Source organism: Rheinheimera sp. WS51, from assembly GCF_050936095.1.
GTDB lineage: Bacteria > Pseudomonadota > Gammaproteobacteria > Enterobacterales > Alteromonadaceae > Alishewanella.
In genome coordinates, this window is record NZ_JBOTRC010000001.1 from 19,366 (window position 1) to 41,185 (window position 21,820).

General features: G+C 39.3%; 21 protein-coding genes. 17 read left to right on the top strand and 4 right to left on the bottom strand.

All coding sequences use genetic code 11. From position 1 onward, the window contains the following. The first annotated feature begins 82 nt into the window (after positions 1 to 82). The 7 genes from ACRCA4_RS00155 (at position 83) to ACRCA4_RS00185 (ending at position 5,185) form a co-directional block, all read left to right on the top strand. Positions 83 to 1,402, top strand: a complete 1,320-nt coding sequence (locus tag ACRCA4_RS00155) for a mechanosensitive ion channel family protein (protein WP_433182421.1) — start codon at positions 83 to 85, stop codon at positions 1,400 to 1,402. 171 nt (positions 1,403 to 1,573) lie between these two features. After that, the gene (locus tag ACRCA4_RS00160; protein ID WP_433182424.1) at positions 1,574 to 2,005 is read left to right on the top strand and encodes an MgtC/SapB family protein; all 432 of its coding nucleotides are present in this window, start codon (positions 1,574 to 1,576) and stop codon (positions 2,003 to 2,005) included. Positions 2,006 to 2,088: 83 nt separating this feature from the next. Next, positions 2,089 to 2,355 carry a DksA/TraR family C4-type zinc finger protein gene (locus tag ACRCA4_RS00165; RefSeq protein WP_433182426.1) on the top strand — a complete coding sequence of 89 codons (267 nt, stop codon included), beginning with the start codon at positions 2,089 to 2,091 and terminating at the stop codon, positions 2,353 to 2,355. Between the two features lie 62 nt (positions 2,356 to 2,417). Continuing rightward, a complete protein-coding gene (locus ACRCA4_RS00170) occupies positions 2,418 to 2,633 on the top strand; it encodes a DUF2945 domain-containing protein (protein ID WP_433182429.1) in 216 nt (71 codons plus the stop codon). A 130-nt stretch (positions 2,634 to 2,763) separates the two neighbouring features. Beyond that, entirely contained in the window at positions 2,764 to 3,009 is a 246-nt protein-coding gene (locus tag ACRCA4_RS00175; RefSeq protein ID WP_433182432.1) for a DUF6868 family protein, read from the top strand. A gap of 197 nt (positions 3,010 to 3,206) precedes the next feature. Continuing rightward, entirely contained in the window at positions 3,207 to 4,691 is a 1,485-nt protein-coding gene (locus tag ACRCA4_RS00180; protein WP_433182435.1) for a phospholipase D family protein, read from the top strand. 20 nt (positions 4,692 to 4,711) lie between these two features. Then, the gene (locus ACRCA4_RS00185; protein WP_433182438.1) at positions 4,712 to 5,185 is read left to right on the top strand and encodes an NYN domain-containing protein; all 474 of its coding nucleotides are present in this window, start codon (positions 4,712 to 4,714) and stop codon (positions 5,183 to 5,185) included. Positions 5,186 to 5,196: 11 nt separating this feature from the next. On the opposite strand, the gene ACRCA4_RS00190 is transcribed toward ACRCA4_RS00185, so the two are convergent. Then, positions 5,197 to 5,673, bottom strand: a complete 477-nt coding sequence (locus ACRCA4_RS00190; protein ID WP_433182441.1) for a redoxin family protein — start codon at positions 5,671 to 5,673, stop codon at positions 5,197 to 5,199. 72 nt (positions 5,674 to 5,745) lie between these two features. Between ACRCA4_RS00190 and ACRCA4_RS00195 the strand changes: the two genes are divergently transcribed. Then, positions 5,746 to 6,153 carry a VOC family protein gene (locus tag ACRCA4_RS00195; RefSeq protein ID WP_433182444.1) on the top strand — a complete coding sequence of 136 codons (408 nt, stop codon included), beginning with the start codon at positions 5,746 to 5,748 and terminating at the stop codon, positions 6,151 to 6,153. Positions 6,154 to 6,224: 71 nt separating this feature from the next. On the opposite strand, the gene ACRCA4_RS00200 is transcribed toward ACRCA4_RS00195, so the two are convergent. After that, positions 6,225 to 7,172 (bottom strand): hypothetical protein, encoded by a 948-nt coding sequence (locus ACRCA4_RS00200; RefSeq protein WP_433182447.1) that lies wholly within the window; start codon positions 7,170 to 7,172, stop codon positions 6,225 to 6,227. Between the two features lie 154 nt (positions 7,173 to 7,326). Here ACRCA4_RS00200 and ACRCA4_RS00205 point away from each other — a divergent pair, with 154 nt between their 5' ends. Next, on the top strand, positions 7,327 to 7,959 hold the full coding sequence (locus tag ACRCA4_RS00205) for a trimeric intracellular cation channel family protein (protein WP_433182450.1): 633 nt from the start codon (positions 7,327 to 7,329) through the stop codon (positions 7,957 to 7,959). 56 nt (positions 7,960 to 8,015) lie between these two features. Here the strand turns inward: ACRCA4_RS00205 and ACRCA4_RS00210 are convergent, their stop codons facing one another. Continuing rightward, complete coding sequence (locus ACRCA4_RS00210) at positions 8,016 to 8,972, bottom strand: hypothetical protein (protein WP_433182452.1); 957 nt, start codon at positions 8,970 to 8,972, stop codon at positions 8,016 to 8,018. A 254-nt stretch (positions 8,973 to 9,226) separates the two neighbouring features. On the opposite strand from ACRCA4_RS00210, the gene ACRCA4_RS00215 reads away from it, so the two are divergent. The 8 genes from ACRCA4_RS00215 (at position 9,227) to ACRCA4_RS00250 (ending at position 20,999) form a co-directional block, all read left to right on the top strand. Next, on the top strand, positions 9,227 to 12,898 hold the full coding sequence (locus ACRCA4_RS00215) for an ATP-binding protein (protein WP_433182455.1): 3,672 nt from the start codon (positions 9,227 to 9,229) through the stop codon (positions 12,896 to 12,898). After that, the gene (locus tag ACRCA4_RS00220) at positions 12,898 to 13,518 is read left to right on the top strand and encodes a condensin complex protein MksE (protein ID WP_433182457.1); all 621 of its coding nucleotides are present in this window, start codon (positions 12,898 to 12,900) and stop codon (positions 13,516 to 13,518) included. Before ACRCA4_RS00215 ends, ACRCA4_RS00220 begins: the two co-directional genes overlap by 1 nt. Next, the gene (locus tag ACRCA4_RS00225) at positions 13,515 to 14,786 is read left to right on the top strand and encodes a hypothetical protein (protein WP_433182460.1); all 1,272 of its coding nucleotides are present in this window, start codon (positions 13,515 to 13,517) and stop codon (positions 14,784 to 14,786) included. Before ACRCA4_RS00220 ends, ACRCA4_RS00225 begins: the two co-directional genes overlap by 4 nt. Continuing rightward, a complete protein-coding gene (locus tag ACRCA4_RS00230; protein ID WP_433182463.1) occupies positions 14,783 to 15,649 on the top strand; it encodes a DUF7281 domain-containing protein in 867 nt (288 codons plus the stop codon). The genes ACRCA4_RS00225 and ACRCA4_RS00230 overlap by 4 nt, the downstream gene beginning before the upstream one ends. A gap of 99 nt (positions 15,650 to 15,748) precedes the next feature. Next, positions 15,749 to 16,381 (top strand): hypothetical protein, encoded by a 633-nt coding sequence (locus tag ACRCA4_RS00235; protein WP_433182466.1) that lies wholly within the window; start codon positions 15,749 to 15,751, stop codon positions 16,379 to 16,381. A 171-nt stretch (positions 16,382 to 16,552) separates the two neighbouring features. Beyond that, a complete protein-coding gene (locus tag ACRCA4_RS00240; protein WP_433182469.1) occupies positions 16,553 to 16,741 on the top strand; it encodes a hypothetical protein in 189 nt (62 codons plus the stop codon). 172 nt (positions 16,742 to 16,913) lie between these two features. Further along, entirely contained in the window at positions 16,914 to 18,971 is a 2,058-nt protein-coding gene (locus ACRCA4_RS00245) for a tetratricopeptide repeat-containing diguanylate cyclase (RefSeq protein ID WP_433182471.1), read from the top strand. 36 nt (positions 18,972 to 19,007) lie between these two features. Further along, complete coding sequence (locus ACRCA4_RS00250; protein ID WP_433182474.1) at positions 19,008 to 20,999, top strand: diguanylate cyclase; 1,992 nt, start codon at positions 19,008 to 19,010, stop codon at positions 20,997 to 20,999. Between the two features lie 64 nt (positions 21,000 to 21,063). Here the strand turns inward: ACRCA4_RS00250 and ACRCA4_RS00255 are convergent, their stop codons facing one another. Next, positions 21,064 to 21,813: an endonuclease gene (locus ACRCA4_RS00255; protein WP_433182477.1), complete on the bottom strand. Its 750-nt coding sequence runs from the start codon at positions 21,811 to 21,813 to the stop codon at positions 21,064 to 21,066. Positions 21,814 to 21,820: the final 7 nt, after the last annotated feature.

The following is a 21,820-nucleotide window of genomic DNA, read 5'->3' on the forward strand; positions in this document are numbered from 1 at the left end:
CATTATTTCATAAAATAATGTCGGGTATTTAGATTAATTAAAATTAACGTTTCAAGTATTTAGCTTAAGGAGAGCCGATAACGTGGATGGTTTAAGAGGTAAGTTTCAACAGTTTTTGATGACGTGGTTAGAGAAGTTTGCACCAGAGCAAGCTGAGTTAGCTTTAGATGGAATTATTCTAGTTTGGTTAGCCTTATTTACTATTTTTGTTCATTACTTTTTACATGGCTTGGTTTTTGGTTTTGTTACTAAAATGCTTAACAAGGCTAAAGGCAATTGGCAGGACTTGTTACTTACCCATAAGTTATTTCAACGTATTGCTTTTGTTATTCAGGCGATAGTGCTGCAAGTGCAAGCAGGCTTATGGTTTGCTGAAGATGGCTCTATCTTAAAAGTTATTACCGTTGTTACGGATCAGTGGATTCTGTTATTTAGTTTATTGATCTTCTTTTCTTTCTTAGATTTTTTAGAAAAGCTGGCTTATAGCAAAATTAAAGAAATGCGCTTTCCACTAAGGGGCGTATTACAAACCGCTAAATTGATTTCGAGTATTTTTGTTGCAGTGTTGGCTGTGTCTTTATTAATGGGGAAATCACCACTTATTTTACTGAGTGGTTTAGGTGCTTTATCTGCCGTACTAATGTTGATATTTAAAGATCCTATTTTAGGCTTAGTGGCGGGTATTCAGCTGTCAGCAAATGAAATGCTGTCGGTTGGAGACTGGCTAGAAATGCCTAAATATGGCGCAGATGGTGACGTGATTGATATTGGCTTAACTACGGTAAAGGTGCGCAACTGGGATAAAACCATCACCAGTATTCCAACTTATGCTTTAATTTCTGATTCATTTAAAAACTGGCGAGGCATGTCAGAGTCAGGCGGTCGGCGCATTAAACGTAGCTTGTTGATTGATACTAGCAGTATTCGCTTTTTAGATGAGGCTATGATTCAGCGCTTAAGAAAAGCCGAGTTATTAGGGGGCTATTTAGAAGAAAAAACTAAAATAATCGAGCAAGAAAATAGTAAAAAACAGCTAGATATGTCGTTAACTATTAATGGTCGCAGGCTGACTAATATTGGTACCTTTAGACGTTATTTATTATCTTTTTTAGAATCGCACCCTAATATTCACCAGCATATGACCTTATTGGTGCGACAACTAAGCCCAACTACAGATGGTTTACCAATAGAGATTTATGCATTTACTAATACCACCAAGTGGAATGAGTATGAAGATATTCAGGCCGATATTTTTGACCATGTTTTTGCTATTTTAACTGAGTTTGATTTGCGAGTGCATGAGTCTCCTACAGGGCATGATATTAGAGTGTTACGAGCAGCTACCGAGCCTAATAAAGCACCCGCAATGCAAAGTAGTGCTAGTGCTGAACTAACAGAGTAAAGCTGCCCTTGAGAATAAGCAAAAAACCGCCTTTAGGCGGTTTTTTGCTTAAATTTTTAGCTAAGCATTTATATTTAGGGCTTATTTCTGCCGTTATACTATATTTTTATTATTCGGCTTAGGGTTATTAATTTACCCTTGTAATTGTAACTAATACAGCGCGGTTTATAGATGGAATTATTTAATATAGATATAGAACAAGTGGTAAAAAACATTGTGCAGCTATTTATTGCCTTGTTGCTGCCTTTTTTAACTGCATGGGAGCGGGAGTCTAGCAGCCGCTCTGCGGGGTTACGTACCTTTCCGTTAGTGTCTATGGCTGCTTGCACTTTTACTATTTTAGCCATGTCAGCATTTGATAATCCTGATGCACAAGGCAAGATTATCGCTGGTATTGTGACTGGAATAGGTTTTATTGGTGGTGGGGCTATTATAAAAGGTTCATCACAAGTGAGTGGTACTTCTACAGCTGCTGCCATCTGGTCAACCGGGGCTGTTGGTATCGCGGTAGGTTTAGAGCGGATAGAAATTGCTATAGCGTTAAGCGTGATGACTTTTGTTACTTTAAAAATTATTGGCAAAGTAAAAAATAAAATTGTTTAGTGCACTGCCATTAATCAAAGTTAACTCATCTCAACTATACTGTATAACTGAATCTACTTTTATAGCCTGATTAGGAGTTAAGCATGGCTGGCGGTTGGAGCCGAGATGGCGCGACTCAAGAGCAGATAGACGCGAGCATTGAAGATGCAGTGCAGCAAGCAAGAAGCCAATTAACACAGGGCGATAGCCTAAAACATTGCGAAGAGTGCGACAGGGTTATTCCTAAGGCTCGGCGTGAAGCTATTGCTGGCGTGCGGCTATGCGTGCAATGTCAGCAGCAATTAGAAAACAGCAAGAAGGTTGCGGGTGGTATAAATCGTCGAGGCAGTAAGGATAGTCAATTAAGATAAAAACGTAAGTAACTAAAATTATCATGTTAGATAAAGGCTAACTTAATAAGGAGGTGCTAACAATGACAAAGAAATTTAAAGTGGGCGATCATGTCAGTTGGAATTCAGAAGCGGGTCATGTCAGTGGTACTATTTGTAAAGTACATACTAGTGATTTTGACTATAAAGGTTATACCCATCATGCTTCATCGGACGAGCCGCAATATGAGATTAAAAGCGATAAAACAGAACATATTGCTGCTCATAAAGGAAGTGCATTAAAAAAGATTAAATCATAGTTGACTTTAACAATACTGACTATGCTTAATTGACCCTTGTTAAGAATGCTTGTTATTGCATTTGAGTCAGGGTGGGGCGTTATTATGTGGCAGTTACAGGCTTTCTAAATCAATATTTATAAGGATTACTATGGATAATCTTGTTTTACTAACTCAGTTTTTTGGTTGGTGCCTTACGATTAACGCTAGTCTACTTTTTTTCTCAACTTTAATGCTGATACTGTTTAATTCTCCTATTAGAAGTATCCATGCCAGAGTATTTATGTTGCCAAAAACAGATCTTAATATTAATTATTTTAAGTATTTAGCTTATTACAAAATCGCCATTTTGATGTTTAATTTAGCACCTTATATTAGTCTTAAAATTATCATTTAAGTCAATTATAACTGGGTTTTACAGTAATTTATTTAAGAGAGCGCCATTTTAATAGAAACTTTTCCGTAATCTCGCAAAGACAAAAGCAGAGCTATAATGTCAATTAAAGTAAAAAACTTATTTATAGGGCAATCATGTATAAGCTTAAAGCGACAGTTTGCTATTACTGCGAGTTTTTTTTTACGATTTTTATTTATATGTCTTTAACTGGCTGTCAAGCACCGGCTCCACCAATCTGGGAGTCATCTACAGCACTTGATATAAGCGAAGCAAATCAAACTAAACTGGGTTTGGCTATAGCGGCCAGATCTGCAGAAAATTCAGAATTTTCAGGTGTTTATACGCTAGGTGATTCGCGAAATGCTTTTGCTAGTCGTATTTTACTCACTGAGTCGGCAGAAAAATCTTTAGATATTCAATATTACATTTGGCGTAAAGATATTACGGGAACTTTGTTATTAAATGCATTGCTAGATGCTGCAAACAGAGGAGTGCGAGTAAGGCTATTATTAGATGATATGAATGATAATGAGCTAGAGCCATTATTACTGGCATTAAATAGCCACAATAATGCTCAGATACGCTTATTTAATCCTTTTACTTTTAGACGCTTACGCATTATTGATTATATAACGTCTTTTTCCCGAGTTAATCGGCGTATGCACAATAAGTCTTTTACGGTAGATAATACGGTGACTATTGTTGGGGGCAGAAATATTGGTGATGAATATTTTGGTGCTAGTGATGATTTAATGTTCACCGATGTTGATGTATTAGCAATTGGCCCTATAGTTGCAGAAGTTTCAGCTGATTTTGATCGCTACTGGGCTAGCGAATCTGCCTATCCGTTACATGAAGTTGTGGCAGTAGAGGCAGCCGATAGTCAGTTGTTAATTGATGCTGCAGAACAAGTTAGAACGAGTGATAAGGCTGTTAATTTCTTTGAAGCATTAGAAAATAACACGTCTATTAATGCCTTAATGCAGCAAGATTTATCTATGATCTGGGCACCAACTTATCTTATTAGTGATGATCCGGCTAAAGGAGTGGCTAAAAGCGAGCCTGAGGCATCAGTTAGTGCGCGACTTAGCAAAGTAATAGGAACCACGGATTCACGTTTAACTATAGTTTCTGCTTACTTTGTACCAACAAAAGCCGGTACAGATGCATTAGTTAATTTAGCTAATTCGGGTGTGGAGATAACAGTATTAACTAATTCACTTGAAGCCACTGATGTTGCAGCGGTCCATGCTGGGTATGCCCGTTATCGTAAGCAGCTTATTAGGGCCGGTGTACAGTTATTTGAAATGCGTGCGGGAGAAAAAAATACCAATATGGTCATGTTTGGTAGCTCTGCAGCTAGTTTGCATGCCAAAACCTTTGCTATAGACGGAAAACGAGTCTTTATTGGTTCATTTAACTTTGATCCAAGATCAGCTAATTTAAATACAGAATTAGGTTTTGTTATAGAAAGCACGGATTTAGCAACTAAGATGGAAGCCTCTTTTGCTACAGCACCTGAACATGCTTATCATGTCAGAATAACGGAGCAAGGTGATTTGTATTGGCTAGAGCAAGTGAATGGTGTACAAGTACGCTATGATTCAGAGCCGAACACTTCATGGTGGAAGCGTTTGGGGGTCAAGATACTAGCCTTGTTTCCAATAGAATGGTTGTTATAAATCAAAATGCAGAGTGATAAATGACAAAAATAGCTGTGTTAGTGGATGTGCAGAATGTGTATTACACCACCCGCGATGCTTATGGTAAACGTTTTGACTATAACGCATTTTGGCAGCGGCTTAATCAAAGCGGTACTGTGATCCAAGCAACAGCCTATGCTGTCGATCGAGGTGATGAAAAGCAGCGACAATTTCAAAATATTCTTCGGGCTATTGGTTTTGAAATAAAACTGAAACCCTTTATTCAGCGTGCTGACGGCTCGGCTAAAGGTGACTGGGATGTAGGTATTACAATTGATGCCTTAGATTATGCTGAGCAAGCCGATATTATTGTGCTGGTATCGGGTGATGGTGACTTTGATTTGTTAGCTAAAAAAATACAACAAAAAGGCAAAGCTGTTTATGTGTATGGCGTGCCTGGCCTTACGGCTTTGTCTTTAATGAATGCTGCCACTGAGTTTATTCCTATCGAGCAAAACCTATTATTACAGTAAGCTTAGTTAACTTACTCTGTTAATAGCCGCCCAACAAGACTACCTAGCTGCAAATCGTGTAAATGACCAAAATGGTTTAGCCGGATCCTTCCTTGTTTGTCAATTAATACTATGCTGGGTGTACCTTTAAGTTCAAGCTTACGCATGGTTACTGGAATATCATTGTTGCTAGAGGGTTGATCAGCCGCGATAGCAAATTTTAATTTATATTCGTGGATAAAAACCTGTAAAGCGTCTACGGTCATAACGTGATGGTGCTCAAACACGGTATGTAAGCCAATTATTTGTAATTGTGATCGTGGGTGTAGGGCTTGTAGTGTATTAGCCTGGGGTAGGCTATGTGACACACAGCTGGGGCATAGCATTTGAAAGGCTGAAATTACGATGACTTTGCCACGTAATTTGTAAAGGCTCAAAGCTTCTGCTGTATTAAACCAAGCGCAAGTCTCTAATTCAGATGCTAAGCTAAAACTGATGGGCTGGGACATTTTAACTCCTGCTTAAGTAGCAGTGATAATGTATAGCGCTATTAATATTAGTTTAAAGGCTAGATTTTCGCTATGTTAAAAATAATTGGTATTGATCATGTGGTTTTTCGCACAACTAAGCTAGATGCCATGTTGCATTTCTATTGCGATGTCTTAGGTTGCAAAATAGAGCGGGATAAACGTTCTGACAATGGCCTAGTGCAACTACGTGCCGGCACCGCTTTAATCGATCTTGTTATGGTTGATAGTGATTTAGGGCGCTTAGGTGGTAGGCCACCTAAGCAAGATGGTCGTAATGTTGATCATGTCTGTTTACAGCTGGAAGCTATTGCACAAGATAGGTTAACCCAGTATTTAGATTCTCATCAAATTAACTATTCTAATTTCGCCTTGCGCTATGGTGCGGTTGGGCTAACGGAATCTATTTATATAGAAGATCCCGAGCAGAATGTTATTGAGCTAAAACCGGTATTGGCATAATGGCCGTGATTAAAAAAGCCATGCTAACAACTGTCAGCATGGCTTTATTAGATTAAACTTAAAAACTAAATTTAGTTAGCGGTTAAGTTTAAATTAGCAAATTGAATAAAGTCTTCTGGTGAATTTACTTTATCTTTTAAATCGCCATTTTCAACACTAGAAAACTTTAATGGCTCGGCAAAAGAAAAGCTTAATGCTAATTTTTCAGGATTATTAATAAACTTAATTAAATTCTCTTTAATTGCAGCCGGTACTTGTTCAGCACTAGATACGCCAATTAACGCCATGCCTTGCATTGTTTCAAAGTCTGCGCCTTGACCGCTTTCAGCAGAGATTTTAGCTAAACGTTGTAAAAAACCATTATTTGCTAACACAATTTCACCATTGCTTAGCGCGCCAGTGATTAACTGTTTTAACATTTGCTCTGGGTAATCTTCGCTAGTTGTTAACGCTTGCTGTTGTTCAGTTGGCATGGCCGTAACATCTTTAGCGTATTGCCAAAACTGTTGCATATTAGCAAGTGAAAAATTATAGCTTAAGCTAAACTCATCATTGATATGAGTAGCCTGACTAAATTGTAATGAGCCATCGTTTTTGTAAGCATAGCTATAATCACCATGGATTTCTAAGCTTTGAACAAAAGCACTTAAGTTAGGTGGCAGCATTTGTAACGCTGCTGGGGCGGCTTTTAAACCGGTAAGAGTCATTTCCCCTTTATCAGCTAATTGCTTAGGTTTAATGCCGGTTGCAGTAATTTCGCTAACTGTAGCAACATTACCAAAATCACCAATACTAACGGCTAGATCTTGAATACTGTAACTAGAAGTGAGAACATTAGCAGAAACATCCTTATAACTTAGCGCAATTAGTGGCATTTCACCCTTTGCCGCTAATTCAATATAGCTTTGATTGGCTAAAACAATCTGTTCTTTAATGGCTTCTTCAGCTTTTTGGTTGGCAAAGTAAAAACCACCAGCGGCTGCAGCCACGACAACCAATGCTATTACTGACTTTTTCATGCTAATCCTTTACGTGATTGATGTTAATAAACAAAAAAATGTTAACATAAAAGCCTATTTTAACAAAGTGAGTATTATTTGTTTTTAGTTAAACAACTAAGGTTATTGCACTTATAATCCGCCCAATTCGGCGATAGCCAGCTTAAGGTAATGTATGGAACTCTATTTTCACTGGTTTGATTTATTTGGTATTGCCGTTTTTGCCGTTACGGGTACTTTAGCTGCATGGCGTAATCAAATGGATGGCTTTGCGGTTATTGTACTTGCGAGTGTAACTGCTATTGGCGGTGGCACAGTACGTGATTTATTGTTAGGCGCTCCAGTTATTTGGATTAATGATAATAGTTATTTTTATGCTATTTTTATTGCTGCTATAGGCACTATTTTATTACTGCGTAAACGGCTAACTGTGCCGCATAACACCTTACAAATAGCAGATGCTTTTGGGTTGGCTGTGTTTGTTATTACTGGTACCCAAAAATCGTTAGACTATGGCACTTCGGTTATGGTAGCTATTTTACTTGGCACTATGAGTGGCGTTTGCGGTGGCATGATCCGAGATGTCTTATGCCGAGAAATTCCTATGGTTTTTAGAGGCGAATTATATGCTATTACTTGTATTCTTGCCGGTATACTTTATACAGGATTATTAGCCTTAGGTGTTGAGCAATTACAAGCCATGGTCATAGGTATGTTTAGTTTATTATTGTTTAGAACAGCGGCGATAAAGTGGCATATTACTATTCCAGTCTTTGGCAAGGCTGCTAATGATTTTGGTGAGCCTTAAATATGAATACGACATAAAAACCAGCTTTAGCTGGTTTTTATGTCGCTAGCTATAACTTAAACTTTTTGTTTGTTTTTGCGGCCTAATCTAAAACCTAAGCCTGCTAAGCCTAATGAAAATAAGGCAATAGAAGCTGGCGCAGGAATGCCCGTTGGATCAGGATCTATCGCTGGTGGTAAACCCACGTTAGCAAAGCCCCAGCCGTAAGTTGCGTCGCCATCATCATCATAAGTATAAGAATAGGCTTCAATACCCACTGAACCAAAAGCACTTAATAAACTTGATGTTGAGAAAGCCGCGCCAATATAGGTATCAAAGCTTACTGATTCGCCTGCAAGTAAGTTACCAAACCCTAGAATAAAGTAAGCACCTAAGTCGCCGGTGACATTAGTACCATTAGTATTAGCAGCAACACCACCATAAGAGCCTCTTAGGCTCATTGGGTTTGGAGCTGCGAAGGGATTAAATGAGGTGTGCAATACATTACCACCAGGTCCTGATGCTGTACCGCCATAAATAGTTGTAAAGTCATCACCGAAGTGGCCAGGCCCCACATCCCAATCTAGCGTGCGCGCATAACGAACATCTGCTACATCAGCGCCAGAGGTGTTAAAAATAGATACATTAACACCAAATAAACTGCCGCCTGCAGCAGATGAATAGGTATGAACTATCGTTAAACCACTATTTAATACAACAGTTGAAACTGCATCAGCAGGGCCTGTAGTAGTGAAGTTAGATGACGCAAAACCAGAGCTGCTGTTGCCATAAGTATAGCTGCCAACACCGTCAGATGCAGCGCCCCAACCTTCACATAAACAACCAGGCATAATGGCATCACCAGGACCGCCTGTTAACGCTATACCTACACCTGAAAAACCTAGGCCGCCGTTATCTTGAACGCCCATTGTAATGGAGCCGGTATCTAAAACTAAGCCTGCATTTGCTGCACCAGCTAAGCTTAGTAGCCCTACAGCAAAACTCGTTAATACAATGTTTTTATTAATTTTCATGACACTATCCTTGATTCTATTAGTCAAAACCAAGCATAAACATGCATATAAAGTGCCATTAATAATTATCTATTATAAACAGAACTTTAGTTTTCATATGGCAAAGAAAAGGTCAGAAGTTGTAAAGTGTATTGACGATTTTAATCTAGATTAGGCACTGGCGTTTCAGGTCATTACGTGGATAATAACGATCACTATTTTCGTTGTTACTGCATTGATTTTTTATTATTTCTGCGCGGCCGATAGGATTCGCTATGTCACAATTATTACGTATTATTCTTATTCATACTCATTTACCGGGTATTGTTGAACTGCAGTTAGATCAACATACTAATATTTGCGGAACTAATGCCTCGGGTAAAACAACCTTGCAAAGGTTAGTGCCGGTTTTTTATGGCGAACAACCCAACCGAGTGGTACCAAAAACTCGTAAAAAGTTCGACCAGTTTTATTTACCCTTTTCCAATAGTTATATTATCTATGAGTATCAACGAGAAGATGGTCAAGTATGCCAAGTCGTATTAACGCGTAAAAGCGATGGTGGGGTTGAATACCGCTTTGTCGGTTCGGCTTATCAGAGCGAGCATTACTTGCAGCATTCGGCACAAGGTGTAAAAGCATATAGCTATGCTGAATGGGCCAGCACAATGCGTGCTTTGCCTGATATTCAAGTGTCGCATAAAATTGCCGCAACTAGCGAATACCGTAGCATTATTCAAAATGATTCGACTTCGTTACGTGGCAATAATAGTGACAGTGTTAAGTTGCGCCGTTTAGCGGCTAGCTTTAGCTTAGTTGGCAGTGGCCATAAGCTGCGCCATATTGAAAAGCTGGTTAGTGCTGTGCATGCGAAAGAAGGTAAAATGGATACACTGAAGTCGATGCTGGCTGCCATTTTTGAAGAAGATGGCGTTACCCTGCCGACGACTAAAATGAAAAACACCAAAGCCCGCGAGTGGATCTTGCAAATGCGCCAATCGATGCGGGTTGATAGTTTACAGCAGCATTTTGAACAGTTACAGCTGCTAGCAAGACAGTTAGATGGCGCTGAAGCGACATTAGCGGCCTTGCAGCCTTTATTGCTACAAGATGAGCAGCAGCAAAAAACGGATAAAGCCGATGCAGAGCAACAAGTTAACAGCTTAAAAGGCCAACTTAGCAGCCATAAACAGCAGTTTTCAGAGCAGCAAATGGCGTTAAATAGCCAACTAAGTAAAGCTGAAGCCGATTTAACTGAAACCACAGCTCGCTTAGATCAACTACAAAACCAATATGAAGCTTATGAAAATCGAGATTTAAACCAGTTGCAGCAGGATACCGATGCGTTACCGCTTTGGCGAGAAAGCTTGCAAGAGCTAGTAGAGCAATATCAACTGATGGTAGAGCTGCACGGCGATTTAGAGCGTCAACTAGAGCAACGTAAAGCTAAACTCGCTGAAGCCTTTACCCGTTTAAGTGAGCAACAGCGGGTAAAAGCTAAACAATTACAACAGCAAAAAGATCACAGCAGACAACAGCAAGATGATGCTTTGTCTGCTTTAGAGCAAGCATTTCAGCAGCGGCTGCAACAACAGCAACAACAGTTTTCAGAGCAATTAACCCAAGCTAGCAGTGCTATAGCGGTGTTACAAAGTCAACTAACGACTTCAGCGTTAACCGAGGCTGAGCATGAAGAGCGGCAAGAGGCTGGGTTACGATTAGAACAAGCCCAGCAACAAGCACAACTACAAGCGCGTCAAGTTCAGCAAATTCAACAGCAATTACAAAAGGTAAGAGCGCAGCGAGATCAAGCGGATAGTCAGTTACAACAAGCACGAAAGCAATTACATAGCGCAGAGCATTATTTGCAGCAATTGCATCGACAATTAACCCCTGAACAAGGCAGTTTACGACATTTTTTACGCTTGCATTATAGTGGTTGGGAGCAAAGCCTGGGTAAGGTGATAGAGCCAGCCTTGCTAGAGCGACATGATCTACAGCCTAATTTAGCCGCGGACGCTACAGCCAATAGCTTATTTGGCTTGCAATTAGATCTAACCGCTATTGATACCCCTGAGCATGCACAAGATGAAGAAGCAATTGGTCATAGCATTCAAAGTGCAGAGCATAAGCTTAGCCAAGCGACTTCGCATAAACAACAAGCTGAAAAGCAGCTGCAATTACAGCATGAGCAGGCCGAGTTAGTTCAGGCACAGCTAGAACAAGCACAGTGGCAGTATACGCAATTTGAACAAAATATTGAGTATGCCAGTGATGCCAGCAAACGCTTAGAGGCAGCGCAACGAGAGTTAATAAAACAGCGCCAAGCCAAAGTGCGCACTCAGCTGAGCCAACAACAAGAGCAGCTAGCGCAATTAAAGCAGCAGCAACAGCAGGATAGTAAAGCCTTAACCGATGATCATCAGGCACAAAAAATAGAGTTAAAGGCCGACTGGCAAACTGAACTACACGTATTTGATCAGCAATTAGAGCAGCTAGAACAGCAGTTATCAGATAAACGAGAAGCTAATAAACAGCAGATTAAAGAACTGCAACAAGCTTTTAATGACGAGTTATCGAGTAAAGGTATAGATCCTCGTCGTTTAACTGACTTAAAGCAGCGACAAGAGCAATTAAAAACTAAGATTAAACATGTAGAAAGTCGGCAAGACGAGCTGGCGCAATGGTTACGCTTTATGCAGCTAGACTGGCAACAGTTACGGCCTCAGTTATTAGAAAAAGAAACAAACTTAAAGCAACAGCAGCGGCAGTTACAGCAACAGTTAAGTCAATTAAAAGTGCAGTTTAGTGAGCGTCAGCAACAGCTAGAAGAGCAAAAACAGCAGTGGCAAGACAAGATGCAACAAGCTGAACAAGCACTGCAGCAGCTTAGGGTGAGTTTAGCTAAATTTGCTGAGTTAGATTTAACTAGCATAGCACCGGCTAACCTGACTTCAGCCATTGATTTAATCGAGCGTTTAGCGCGTAGCAATGAAGCGTTAGCCCAGCGTAGCTTAGTAGAGCAGCAGTTAACGACGCAACTAGAACAATTCGAAGCCATTTTAAGCAAAGATGCTGGAACCGAGTTTTTAGATCGGCTAGAGCATGAAAAGCGTCAGTTACCCGAGCGGGCAGGCAAACGGCAACAGTTGCCAATCTTGGCTGATTTACTGCGTATTCTACAAGATCAACGCCAGCAGCTATTAGAAATGGGCGAAAACATTGGCGGAGATCTAAAAAGTTTCTTCACGGTATTTAGTGATATTAATCGACGTATTGCTATGCAAAGCCGGCGCTTAAGTGCGGCAGTCGCTGATGATTTAGTGCTTGAGGGGATTAGTCGCTCAGAAGTAAGAATTTTGTCTACCATAGACGAACTAGGTTTTTGGCAGCCCTTAAAGCATTTTGCCAAGCTGTATGATGACTGGACTAGCTCGGGCAAAGCCTTACCTTCTGAAGATTACTTAAATGCTTTAGCCGATGTAGTTGAATTATTGCGTGCTGATGAACAATACAGCATAGAGTCATTATTGCGCTTAGAGCTGCACTTAAGTGAAGGTGGCTCTGAACTGGTGATTAAAAGTGATAGGCAACTATTGGAGTCATCCAGTCATGGTATGGCTTACCTTATTTTATGTAAGTACTTACTGGCCTTTACTCGCTTATTACGTGGCGAGGCTAAGGTAGCGATTCATTGGCCTATCGATGAAATAGGTACCTTGGCTTATCATAATGTTGAGAAGTTATTTACTGCCTGTAGTGCTAATAACATTATTATTGTTGGTGCCTTTCCTAACCCTGAATCTGACGTATTAATGCTATTTAAGCATCGCTATTTAATTGAGCCTAGTCAGCAAGATCCAACTAAGAGACAGTTAAAACGTATTCAACCTAAAGTCAGCAGGCTAAGCGAGCGCTTAGCGCAGCGGCAACAGGAGGTTAGCTAATGATCCAGCATGGTGCATTATTAGAGCGCTTATTATCCGGTGATTTTATTTGCCAAATTACCGACAGTGATGCTTATCGTCATTTAAGCAATGAGCAAACCCAAGAAGAAATGAATCATTATTTACGGCCATTAAATCGGCGTTTAGTCAGTAATGATGACAATAGCGTTTATTTTTTGGCATATCACGAACTGAATACCACAGCGCGTGAGCATTTAAGTAACCAATTTAGTCAAACAATTCAGTCACTTTTGCCTTTATTAGAATGGCTACAGTTAGTGCAAGAAACCTTAGGTCGTGATAGCGCAATTACCGCGGGCGATACGATTAAGTTGCAAGAGTTTATTTTGCGCACTGAAGATAACCAAAGTTTGCGCCATCGTTTGCAACAATTGGCTGCGGATCGCTTTTTTAATAGCCAAAGTGAGGCCTTAGATAGTCAAATTAAGCTAATCTTTCGCCGCTTAAAAGAGCATGGTTACTTACTGCAACCTCATGCTGACAGACAGTATTATATTGTGACAGCTAAAATTGACTATTTAATTGATGTTATTCGCTTTATTCGTGATGAGGAGCATCTGCCTGTAGAAGATACACCAACGCAGGAGCCATTAATTTGAGTAGCATAACGGTGAGCAATCAGGCCAGTATTAACTCTAATTTATTTAACTCTAATTTATTTAGTATAGGCGCCGAGCGTTTAGCTTTATTAGGCAAGCACCATAAAGTATTAATGCAAGGTTATCTTGCCGGTTATGTGGATGAAACAGCCTTTAGCGAAATTGCACTGAAAAAGCTAATTGCTGCTCGCATTCTATGGCGGCCTGATGAACAGCAACCACTAGCTTTAAGGCCCTTAGTAAGTGAGCTGATAGCCAGTATGGTGGCAGATGAAAACCGCCGGCAAATTAATGCAGATGTTGCCCAAAAGCTAGAACAAATACGTAATAGGGTGCAAGCTTATCGCGATGCGCAATTTAAAGGTGATTACAGCGTTGCTGAGTTGCAGTTACAGCGCTTAACCGAGCAAGTGCACGACTTAAGCGGTCAGTTTGAAGAGGCCATTGATAGTTTATGGCACCGCTTAAATAGCGATTTTGGTTTTGTAAGTAGTTTGGATGATAAAATTCGAGAAAATGAACGAGCGCAAAAGCAGTTACGTCGGCTGCTAGATGGTTTGGGGCTGCTAGACTTTAACGAGCTAATAGAGCTTGCAGAGGGGAATAATCAGCTACGTAAGTTGTTGGTTAGTCAATTACAGAATCAGCTAAGTTCTCACCACAGTAGTTTGCTTGAAGTACAAAAGCGCTTATTAGCCTTATTAGCCAAATTTCGCCAACAGCAAGCGCGGTCTATGCTAATTGCTAACATGGCGGCCTTTTTACGCCAGCATCCGAAATATCAGCCAGCAGACTATGCTAATCGCTCTGAAGTGCCATCGTTATTTAATCAAGCCGCCGCTATTATACCGCAAGCAGCTGTTGCGTTAGACCGAGCCAGTGAGCGTCAGGTATTAGCCGAATTAGTGCGTCAGCTGCCAAGGCCAAGTTTACATCAGACATTAGAGCAGCAAAGCGCCAGTGCTAGCATACAGCCAGATGATGAAGCCATTATTGCTAGGCAGCAGGCTTTAAAGCTGGATGTTGAAAACTTTTATCTTAGGGTTATTGATGAAGCCAGTAGCTTAAGTGCGTTAGATTATTTGCTAGAAAAAGAATTAGCCTGGGACAGCGAGATGTGGCTGTATCAAATAATCGCAGAATACCAAGCCTTACCAATAGAAGAAAAGCAGATGTTTCTAATTAAACGAGAGGAAACAGCCCAAAGTGCAGTCAACAATCTTCTGTTGATACAAGATGTTAAAATAGGCTTACAAATAGCGTTATGAGTTACCCTGCACTTAAAGGCCAAGCTTTAACTTGGTTAAGAGGCTTGCAAAAAAAGATAGCTATTACAGGTCAAGTGAAAGTGTCAACTCGAGCTAAGGTTGCGCAGCAAGTTATTGCTTGGTGTATAGAGCAGGATATTATTAGCTCAAATAGTTTAAATATACCCGAAGTAGTATTTAATAATAGGCTGTTAGATGATATTGCTAAGGTACAACAGCAATTAGAACAAGTTGATTTTAGGCAATTTTTGTCTGATAAAACCCGCTTAGAGAGTGCGAATTTAAGTAATCAAGAAATTAAAACTGTAGGGAAAAAACCACGAGAACTTAGAGTTTTAGTTCGTTTAACCGCTTTACATCGTTTATCTAATGTACCGATACAAATTGCTGATATTGATTGGCAGCAACTTAATTTATCTGACTTTAGTACACTTATAGTTGTAGAAAATCTAGATTGTTTTTATCAGTTAGAGCAGTTTGAGATTGCATTAAACTTGAGTCATTGTTTAGTAATTTATCGTGGCGATACTTTGTATAGTAAAGGGGCTAAAGCATTACAAGCAGCTTGGTTAGCTACAAACAAAACAATGATTTACTTTGGCGATTTTGATGCTAAAGGGGTTAGTATCGCTTTGCATGAGCATTACTCTACGATACTGTTACCTAGCTTTAATTTAATCAAGCAGCATGCGGCTTCGGCGATGCTGCCTGATACACAGTTACCTTTTATTGCAAAGATTCAACAGTATAAAGTCAGCAGTGCTTTTCAGCCTTATTTGCAGTTGTTATGTCAGCAGTTAAAAAGCTTACGCCAGCAGAGAATGCAAAACCTGCCTTTGGTTGCCATTTTTTTACGAGGGTGATTGCTTTATTGACATCATTTTATGCTAAATATATACAATCAATAAGCTTATAGGTTATGTTCAAATGTAAATATTAATTTGCGTAGTAACTGGAGGCTTATGTTAATAAGACATCGTTTTATTTATGCCTTGATATTATTCAGTAGCATAGTCTGCCAAGTAGTTGCAGATGAAGCTGATGTTGATCCAGAGTTAGAGCAGCAGCTCGATCATTATATTGAACTAACCCAAACAGATTTCAATGCTGGGCTTGAGCTTATTGAGCAATTAACAGCAAGTTCCTTAAACATTAGCGCCTTACAAAGCCGGGCGAGGTTACTGGGCTATTTAGTTACTAATACCTATCATGCAGAAGATTTTGAGCAAAGTGAGCAATTACTGCAGCAATTATTACAAATTGCTGAGTTAACTGATGATCCTAATACGCTAAGCGAGATTTACGCCACTGAGTTAGAATTATTATTGTTCGATTTAAAGCTAGATCAAGCCATTATTAAGCTTGAAAGGCTCGAGTCAAAATTAGCCCAAGCTACAGAACCGCGTATTTTATATTTTAGCCACAATGTTATTGGCCGAGTGTATAAGACGGATGGCCAATATTCTGAGGCATTGCAACACTTTATAAAAGCACTAGATGCTTTAGAACTAACCGACGATAAAAACAGCCCTGTAAGGTTACGTCGACAAGCTTTTTTAAATTTTAATATCGCAACGGCTCATGCCGAGCTTTAGATAATATTTCCATATCCCAAGTAAGGCCTTTTATTCAGCGTATTTTAAAAGCTGTGGCTGAGCCTTGCTATACAGTTTGAGCAGCATCTGATTGATGTTAGCGTTAGCGGTGGCTTTATTCATTTACCCTTTGCTAAGGTTAGCGAGCAGCAATTAAATTGGGAAAAAGTGATGCAAATTGCTGATATGGCATTATATTTAAGTAAAACAAATGGTCGGAATCAGGTTTATCTGGTAAATGACTTAAAAGTACCCTACGAGCAAGCGGAGTCTTTACTTTATAGTGATTTAGGTAGGGCAATAGAGCAAGAATTAGTGGAGATAACGATAGAATACGGCCCCGGTGGTCGCGTTAATTAAGTTGTTATTGTTACCGTTAAGGTAAGCATTTTTTGTTAGTAAATGCTCACTTACGTTGTTTAATAAAATCTACATTTTAGTCTATACATTTTTTAACTTCTAAAAGGTGTGCAATTTATAACCTTTTAGGTTAAGTTTAGCTAACACTATAAAATCCTTCAGGAAAGAGCCTATGTGGATAAAGCATTTTTTAGTATCGCTGTTTATGCTGTTATTGAGTTGCTTGGCATTTCAAGTACTAGCGGAACAGACTGATATTGATCAACAGCTTGAATCACAATTAGACCAATACCTTGAATTATTAGCAACAGATAGAGAAGCTTCGATAGTAATGCTTAATAAGCTTGCTGAAACTAATAGTGACATTCCTGCCTTGCAAAGCCGTGCCAGATTACTTAGTTATTTAACAACTAACACCTATTTTTCTGATAATACTGAACAGAGCGCTGAATTATTACAGCAATTATTAGATATTGCTAAACGAACAGAAAACCCTAATGCCTTAACTGAAATTTATGCGACTGAACTAGAAATGTTGCTTTATCAAGGAAAATTGGACGACGCTATTATTAAGTCTGATTTACTTAAAACGGAATTAGAGCAAGCTACTGATGTACGGATTAAATTCTATGCTCATAATGTTTTAGGCCGTATTTATAAAGAGGACGGTCAATATAGCGAGGCTTTAGATCATTTTATTCAAGCTTTAGATGCGATTGATAAAACTGATAATACTTTAAAAGTACGCCGCCGTTTTTTCTTAAATTTCAACATTGCCCACTTACATCTTGAACTTAAAAACTGGCCTCAAGCTAGACAAATTACCGAACAACTAATCTCGGATGCAAAAAAATATCAATTTAGTAATACTTTAGCTGAGTTGTATTTATTACTGGGTTATATCGCTGCCGAAGAGAAAAAGATGGATGAGGCTATCACACTTTATCGGCTAGGTTTAGATGAAGCGATAAAGGTGGATTGGGAGCAACTTGCGTTAACCTTTGAAAATAATATAGGCGCCATTTATATTGAGTTAGAGCAATATTCTGCTGCCAAAAAAGTGTTACAAGACGCGTTAAAACGAGCTGAAATTTTAGACGATACCTACTCTGTACATTTATTAAGACTAAACTTAGGCTATATACGTGTTATGGATGGTGAACAACAAGCTGGTATAGAGCAAATGTTAGCTAGCTTAGATTACTTCGAGAATAGTACTAAAAAATCTGACTATGAACCTAGGCTTGAATGGTTAGCTAAGGCCTATGCAGCCGCAGAGTTATATAAAGAACAAGCAGAAACCTTATTAAAGCAAATGAAGCTGCAGGAAGAGATTCGCTCGGCCGATAGAGAGGCGCGCTTAAATGAGCTACAAAACCGTTATGATAATAAATCAAAAGCGCAAAAAATTATTATTTTAGAGCAAGAGAACTCACTCAAAGCACAGTTATTAAAAAATCAGGAGTTACAGCAAAAGCTCACCTTTATGTTTGTGTTACTTATGCTGTTTGCTGCAGTAGGCATGTATCTTTTATATTGTAAGGTGCGCGAGTCAAATAAAAAGTTAACTGAGACAAATAAACAGCTCGCGATCCAATCGCTTCGTGATCCCTTAACCGGTTTATATAATCGTAGAGCCTTAGTTGAGCATATGCAGGGGCGGCAAGAGAAACGTCGGCAAACTGATGCCGTCACTAAGCTAACAGGCTTGTTAATGTTGGACATTGATTTTTTTAAACGAATTAATGATAACTATGGCCATAACGCAGGTGACGCTGTATTAATTGAAATGGCTAAGCGTTTACAAGCTAGTTGTCGTGATAATGATCTTGTGGTGCGTTGGGGCGGAGAAGAAATATTATTATTACTAGATAATATTTCGTTGCAACAGGTAACGGGGTTTATTCAGCGGATATTAAAAACGATTGCTCAGACACCAGTGCAGTTTGAGCAGCATAGTATTGATGTGACAGCAAGTGGTGGTTTTATTCATTTACCCTTTGCAGGTGTTAACGAAGAGAAGTTGGATTGGGAGAAGGTATTGCAGATAGTCGATATGGCATTGTATTTAAGTAAGGTCAATGGCCGTAACCAAGTGTGTATGGTTAATAATTTAAATGTCAGTTTTGAGCAAGCAGAAGCCTTGCTTTATACCGATTTATCGACCGCAATTAAGGATGGAGTGGTTGATGTAGAAGCCGTTATCGGATTAGGTGGCAGTGTGCACTAGTTTTGTTTCACACAAGAAAATTACTTAGGGGAATAAATGCAAATAAAGTTCTATCTTAAAATAATTGCCCTAAGCTTTTTCATTATATTACCGACAAGAGCTTGGTCTAGTGACAATATTACAATCTCAGCGTTAGAAAGCCTGCCTCCATTACCAGAGAAGTTTGCTGGTTTGTCTTATGAGCAAAGAATTAATTGGTTAAAAATGCAAAGAGAGAAGTCGACTGATGACGTTGAAATTTACCGTTTAACGCGTGAAATGGCTTTTCAGCATGATTACAATAATAATAATGAACTGGTTAACAAAATTTGTCAGGAATTAATACCCATAAAGCCAGATTTATCCTATCGCTTAAAATGCTTAACATCATTAAAAGATAATGATGAAGCTAAATTAGTTCCTTTACTAGAGCTACAAAAAGAGGCTATAGAAGATAATAATCTTGCCGTCGCAGCAGAGGCCTTAAGTATTATTGCCTGGGTGCAATCTAGCACTGGCGATTTAGAGCAAGCCTTTAGTAGTTATGAAATGGCATTACCTTTAGCCGAAATAGTTAATGTTTATTTACTAAACGATATAACACTGAATTTAGCTACCCTTTATATTGTGCATGGTGATAACGAATATGTTACCAAAGGCATAAAACTAATGCTTGAGGCCATTAAACGGCTTAAGTTAATGCAGCAAGAGGATGACACTGCTACATCCTATGTGCAACAAACGCTAGCAAAAGTTTACTTTAATCTTGGGATTGCTAAAACATTTCATCAGCCTGACTATGCAGAAGCGTTAAAATGGTTTCAGTTGGTTGACCCTGAAATTACTATTTTAAGACAGTCTATCTTAGTGTTTTCAAGTTTAGCTTATGCCGAACTTGCACAGTCTGAGCTTGCAAAAGAACAATTAAAATTGTCATTTACAGCACCTGTGAGTGATTTGTTTAATTCAGATTATTTACTGTGTTATCAACAGCTAATTCAAATTAAATTAGCGCTATCTTATGACATTGATCGCTGTGAATCTTTAAGTGAATCAACCCCGTTGGAAGTGCAACACGATTTATTTCAAAGAATGATTGATTCAAATTACGAACCGCTAAGTTTATTAGGGCTTAAACGCTTTTATGCGCTTTATCTTGATCGTTTAAAGCCTTTGCTAAAACAAAACTCGGCTAAGTCAGCTTCTCGTGCCGAGTTAAGCCGATTGCAGCAAGAGTCTAGATTAAAAGGCGAGTTAATAGAAAAAGAAAAAGCATTAACCGCGGCCGAGCAAGGCAAGATAGCAAGTCAGAAGCAATTAACTATCGCTGTTGCGGCGGGATTTTTGCTTCTTATTTTGCTGGTGCTGTTGCAATTACGGCAAAAACAAAAATTAGCTGATCAGTTCGCGCGCATGAGCTTATTCGACAGCCTAACAGGCTTACATAATAGGCACTATCTTGAGCAGAATATTCAGCGCGAGATAAATTTTGTCAAGCGCTCTAAGGATGGCAATAAATATAACCCTATTGCTATTTATTTGTTTGATATTGACCACTTTAAAAAAGTAAATGATACCTATGGCCATGATGTGGGTGATAAGGTATTAAAAGAGTTCGCGCGTCGAGTTAATCAGTCTATCCGTGAAACTGACTTGTTTATTCGTTGGGGCGGCGAAGAGTTTTTATTAGTGGCCAGGCTATTTGATACCGAGGATTACCATCAAATAGCCCAGCGGATTTGTCATGCCATTAATCAAAGTGAATTTGCTATTGAGCAAGGGCTTAGCCTTAGGGTGACTTGCACTATAGGTGGTGTTATTTACCCTAACTCGCCAAAACAGCGGCTAGATATCCAGTGGCCAGATTTAATTAAGTTAGCAGATAATGCGCTTTATATGGGCAAGCGGCAGCAGCGTAACTGCTGGGTGTGTATTGATGAAATTTTGCAGCCGCAATCGTTTCCTTTGGTTATAAACCAAGAATTAGAAGCTTCAATTAAGCAGCAGCTAGTTGTGGTTAATCATTCAATAACTAACACAACTAGCTAAACGAGACTTAGAATAATGCTTAGTGCTTGGCAATTAAATAAACTATGGCACTAAGCTTTTTGTTTTAATCTGCGCTTATATTCAAACCATAACCTTGTGGGCGGTAACCAAGATGCCATTCACGAATACCGCTAACAAAGGGGTTATCGTGGCCCATTTCTTTGCTGATTTGCTGGTTAAGTGTTTGTTCTTCTTGATCGGCAGGATCTTGACGATGCCAAGCTAAAAATAGCTGTTGCTGTTGTCGCGATAGCTTGAGGTTATATTTGTCGGCCATATAAAAATAAATCCGTGCTATATCACCTCTAATTGCTGGTGCAGGCTCAACGCTGCGCTGTTTAAAGTCGACCTTAATAGGGCATGCACCGTGCTGTGGGGTAGTAGAGGGTAACACTGCGAATTGATAATTACTGCGATCGCCATTAACTTCACCTATAGCCGGTTTTAAGTTATATAAATCAGCTTCCATTTTTTTAAATACAGCATCTGTTTTAATACAGTTCTTACGGCCGCCTTCCTGCCAGCATTGGCGTTGATGGCCAAAGTGATGCGCAGGCATAACATGTTCCCATTCAATGCGATTGGCACGATTTGCATTTTTACGCACGCTATAATCGCAGGCTGCTAAGTCAGGTAAGCCTTTTTTACCTTGCCATTTAATGGGGCAGTCACAATAAAAGCTGTTACTTTGTGGGGCATAAATAGCCTGTGCGATAACTTTGGCTTGTCGAAAGCTGGTCGGCTCTGCTGCAAGTGGTAAGTGGTTCAAGCACAACATAAGCAGTGCTATAACTGAGGCAATTTTATATTTCATTCACTAC

Bases quoted from the DNA above. Each gene is read 5' to 3' on its own strand.
- ACRCA4_RS00220 (WP_433182457.1), top strand. From the start codon at position 12,898: ATGATCCAGCATGGTGCATTATTAGAGCGCTTATTATCCGGTGATTTT.
- ACRCA4_RS00160 (WP_433182424.1), top strand. From the start codon at position 1,574: ATGGAATTATTTAATATAGATATAGAACAAGTGGTAAAAAACATTGTG.
- ACRCA4_RS00185 (WP_433182438.1), top strand. From the start codon at position 4,712: ATGACAAAAATAGCTGTGTTAGTGGATGTGCAGAATGTGTATTACACC.
- ACRCA4_RS00190 (WP_433182441.1), bottom strand. From the start codon at position 5,673: ATGTCCCAGCCCATCAGTTTTAGCTTAGCATCTGAATTAGAGACTTGC.
- ACRCA4_RS00250 (WP_433182474.1), top strand. From the start codon at position 19,008: ATGCAAATAAAGTTCTATCTTAAAATAATTGCCCTAAGCTTTTTCATT.
- ACRCA4_RS00215 (WP_433182455.1), top strand. From the start codon at position 9,227: ATGTCACAATTATTACGTATTATTCTTATTCATACTCATTTACCGGGT.
- ACRCA4_RS00245 (WP_433182471.1), top strand. From the start codon at position 16,914: ATGTGGATAAAGCATTTTTTAGTATCGCTGTTTATGCTGTTATTGAGT.
- ACRCA4_RS00230 (WP_433182463.1), top strand. From the start codon at position 14,783: ATGAGTTACCCTGCACTTAAAGGCCAAGCTTTAACTTGGTTAAGAGGC.
- ACRCA4_RS00170 (WP_433182429.1), top strand. From the start codon at position 2,418: ATGACAAAGAAATTTAAAGTGGGCGATCATGTCAGTTGGAATTCAGAA.
- ACRCA4_RS00240 (WP_433182469.1), top strand. From the start codon at position 16,553: ATGCAAATTGCTGATATGGCATTATATTTAAGTAAAACAAATGGTCGG.
- ACRCA4_RS00255 (WP_433182477.1), bottom strand. From the start codon at position 21,813: ATGAAATATAAAATTGCCTCAGTTATAGCACTGCTTATGTTGTGCTTG.
- ACRCA4_RS00195 (WP_433182444.1), top strand. From the start codon at position 5,746: ATGTTAAAAATAATTGGTATTGATCATGTGGTTTTTCGCACAACTAAG.
- ACRCA4_RS00205 (WP_433182450.1), top strand. From the start codon at position 7,327: ATGGAACTCTATTTTCACTGGTTTGATTTATTTGGTATTGCCGTTTTT.
- ACRCA4_RS00235 (WP_433182466.1), top strand. From the start codon at position 15,749: ATGTTAATAAGACATCGTTTTATTTATGCCTTGATATTATTCAGTAGC.
- ACRCA4_RS00200 (WP_433182447.1), bottom strand. From the start codon at position 7,172: ATGAAAAAGTCAGTAATAGCATTGGTTGTCGTGGCTGCAGCCGCTGGT.
- ACRCA4_RS00210 (WP_433182452.1), bottom strand. From the start codon at position 8,972: ATGAAAATTAATAAAAACATTGTATTAACGAGTTTTGCTGTAGGGCTA.
- ACRCA4_RS00165 (WP_433182426.1), top strand. From the start codon at position 2,089: ATGGCTGGCGGTTGGAGCCGAGATGGCGCGACTCAAGAGCAGATAGAC.
- ACRCA4_RS00180 (WP_433182435.1), top strand. From the start codon at position 3,207: ATGTCTTTAACTGGCTGTCAAGCACCGGCTCCACCAATCTGGGAGTCA.
- ACRCA4_RS00175 (WP_433182432.1), top strand. From the start codon at position 2,764: ATGGATAATCTTGTTTTACTAACTCAGTTTTTTGGTTGGTGCCTTACG.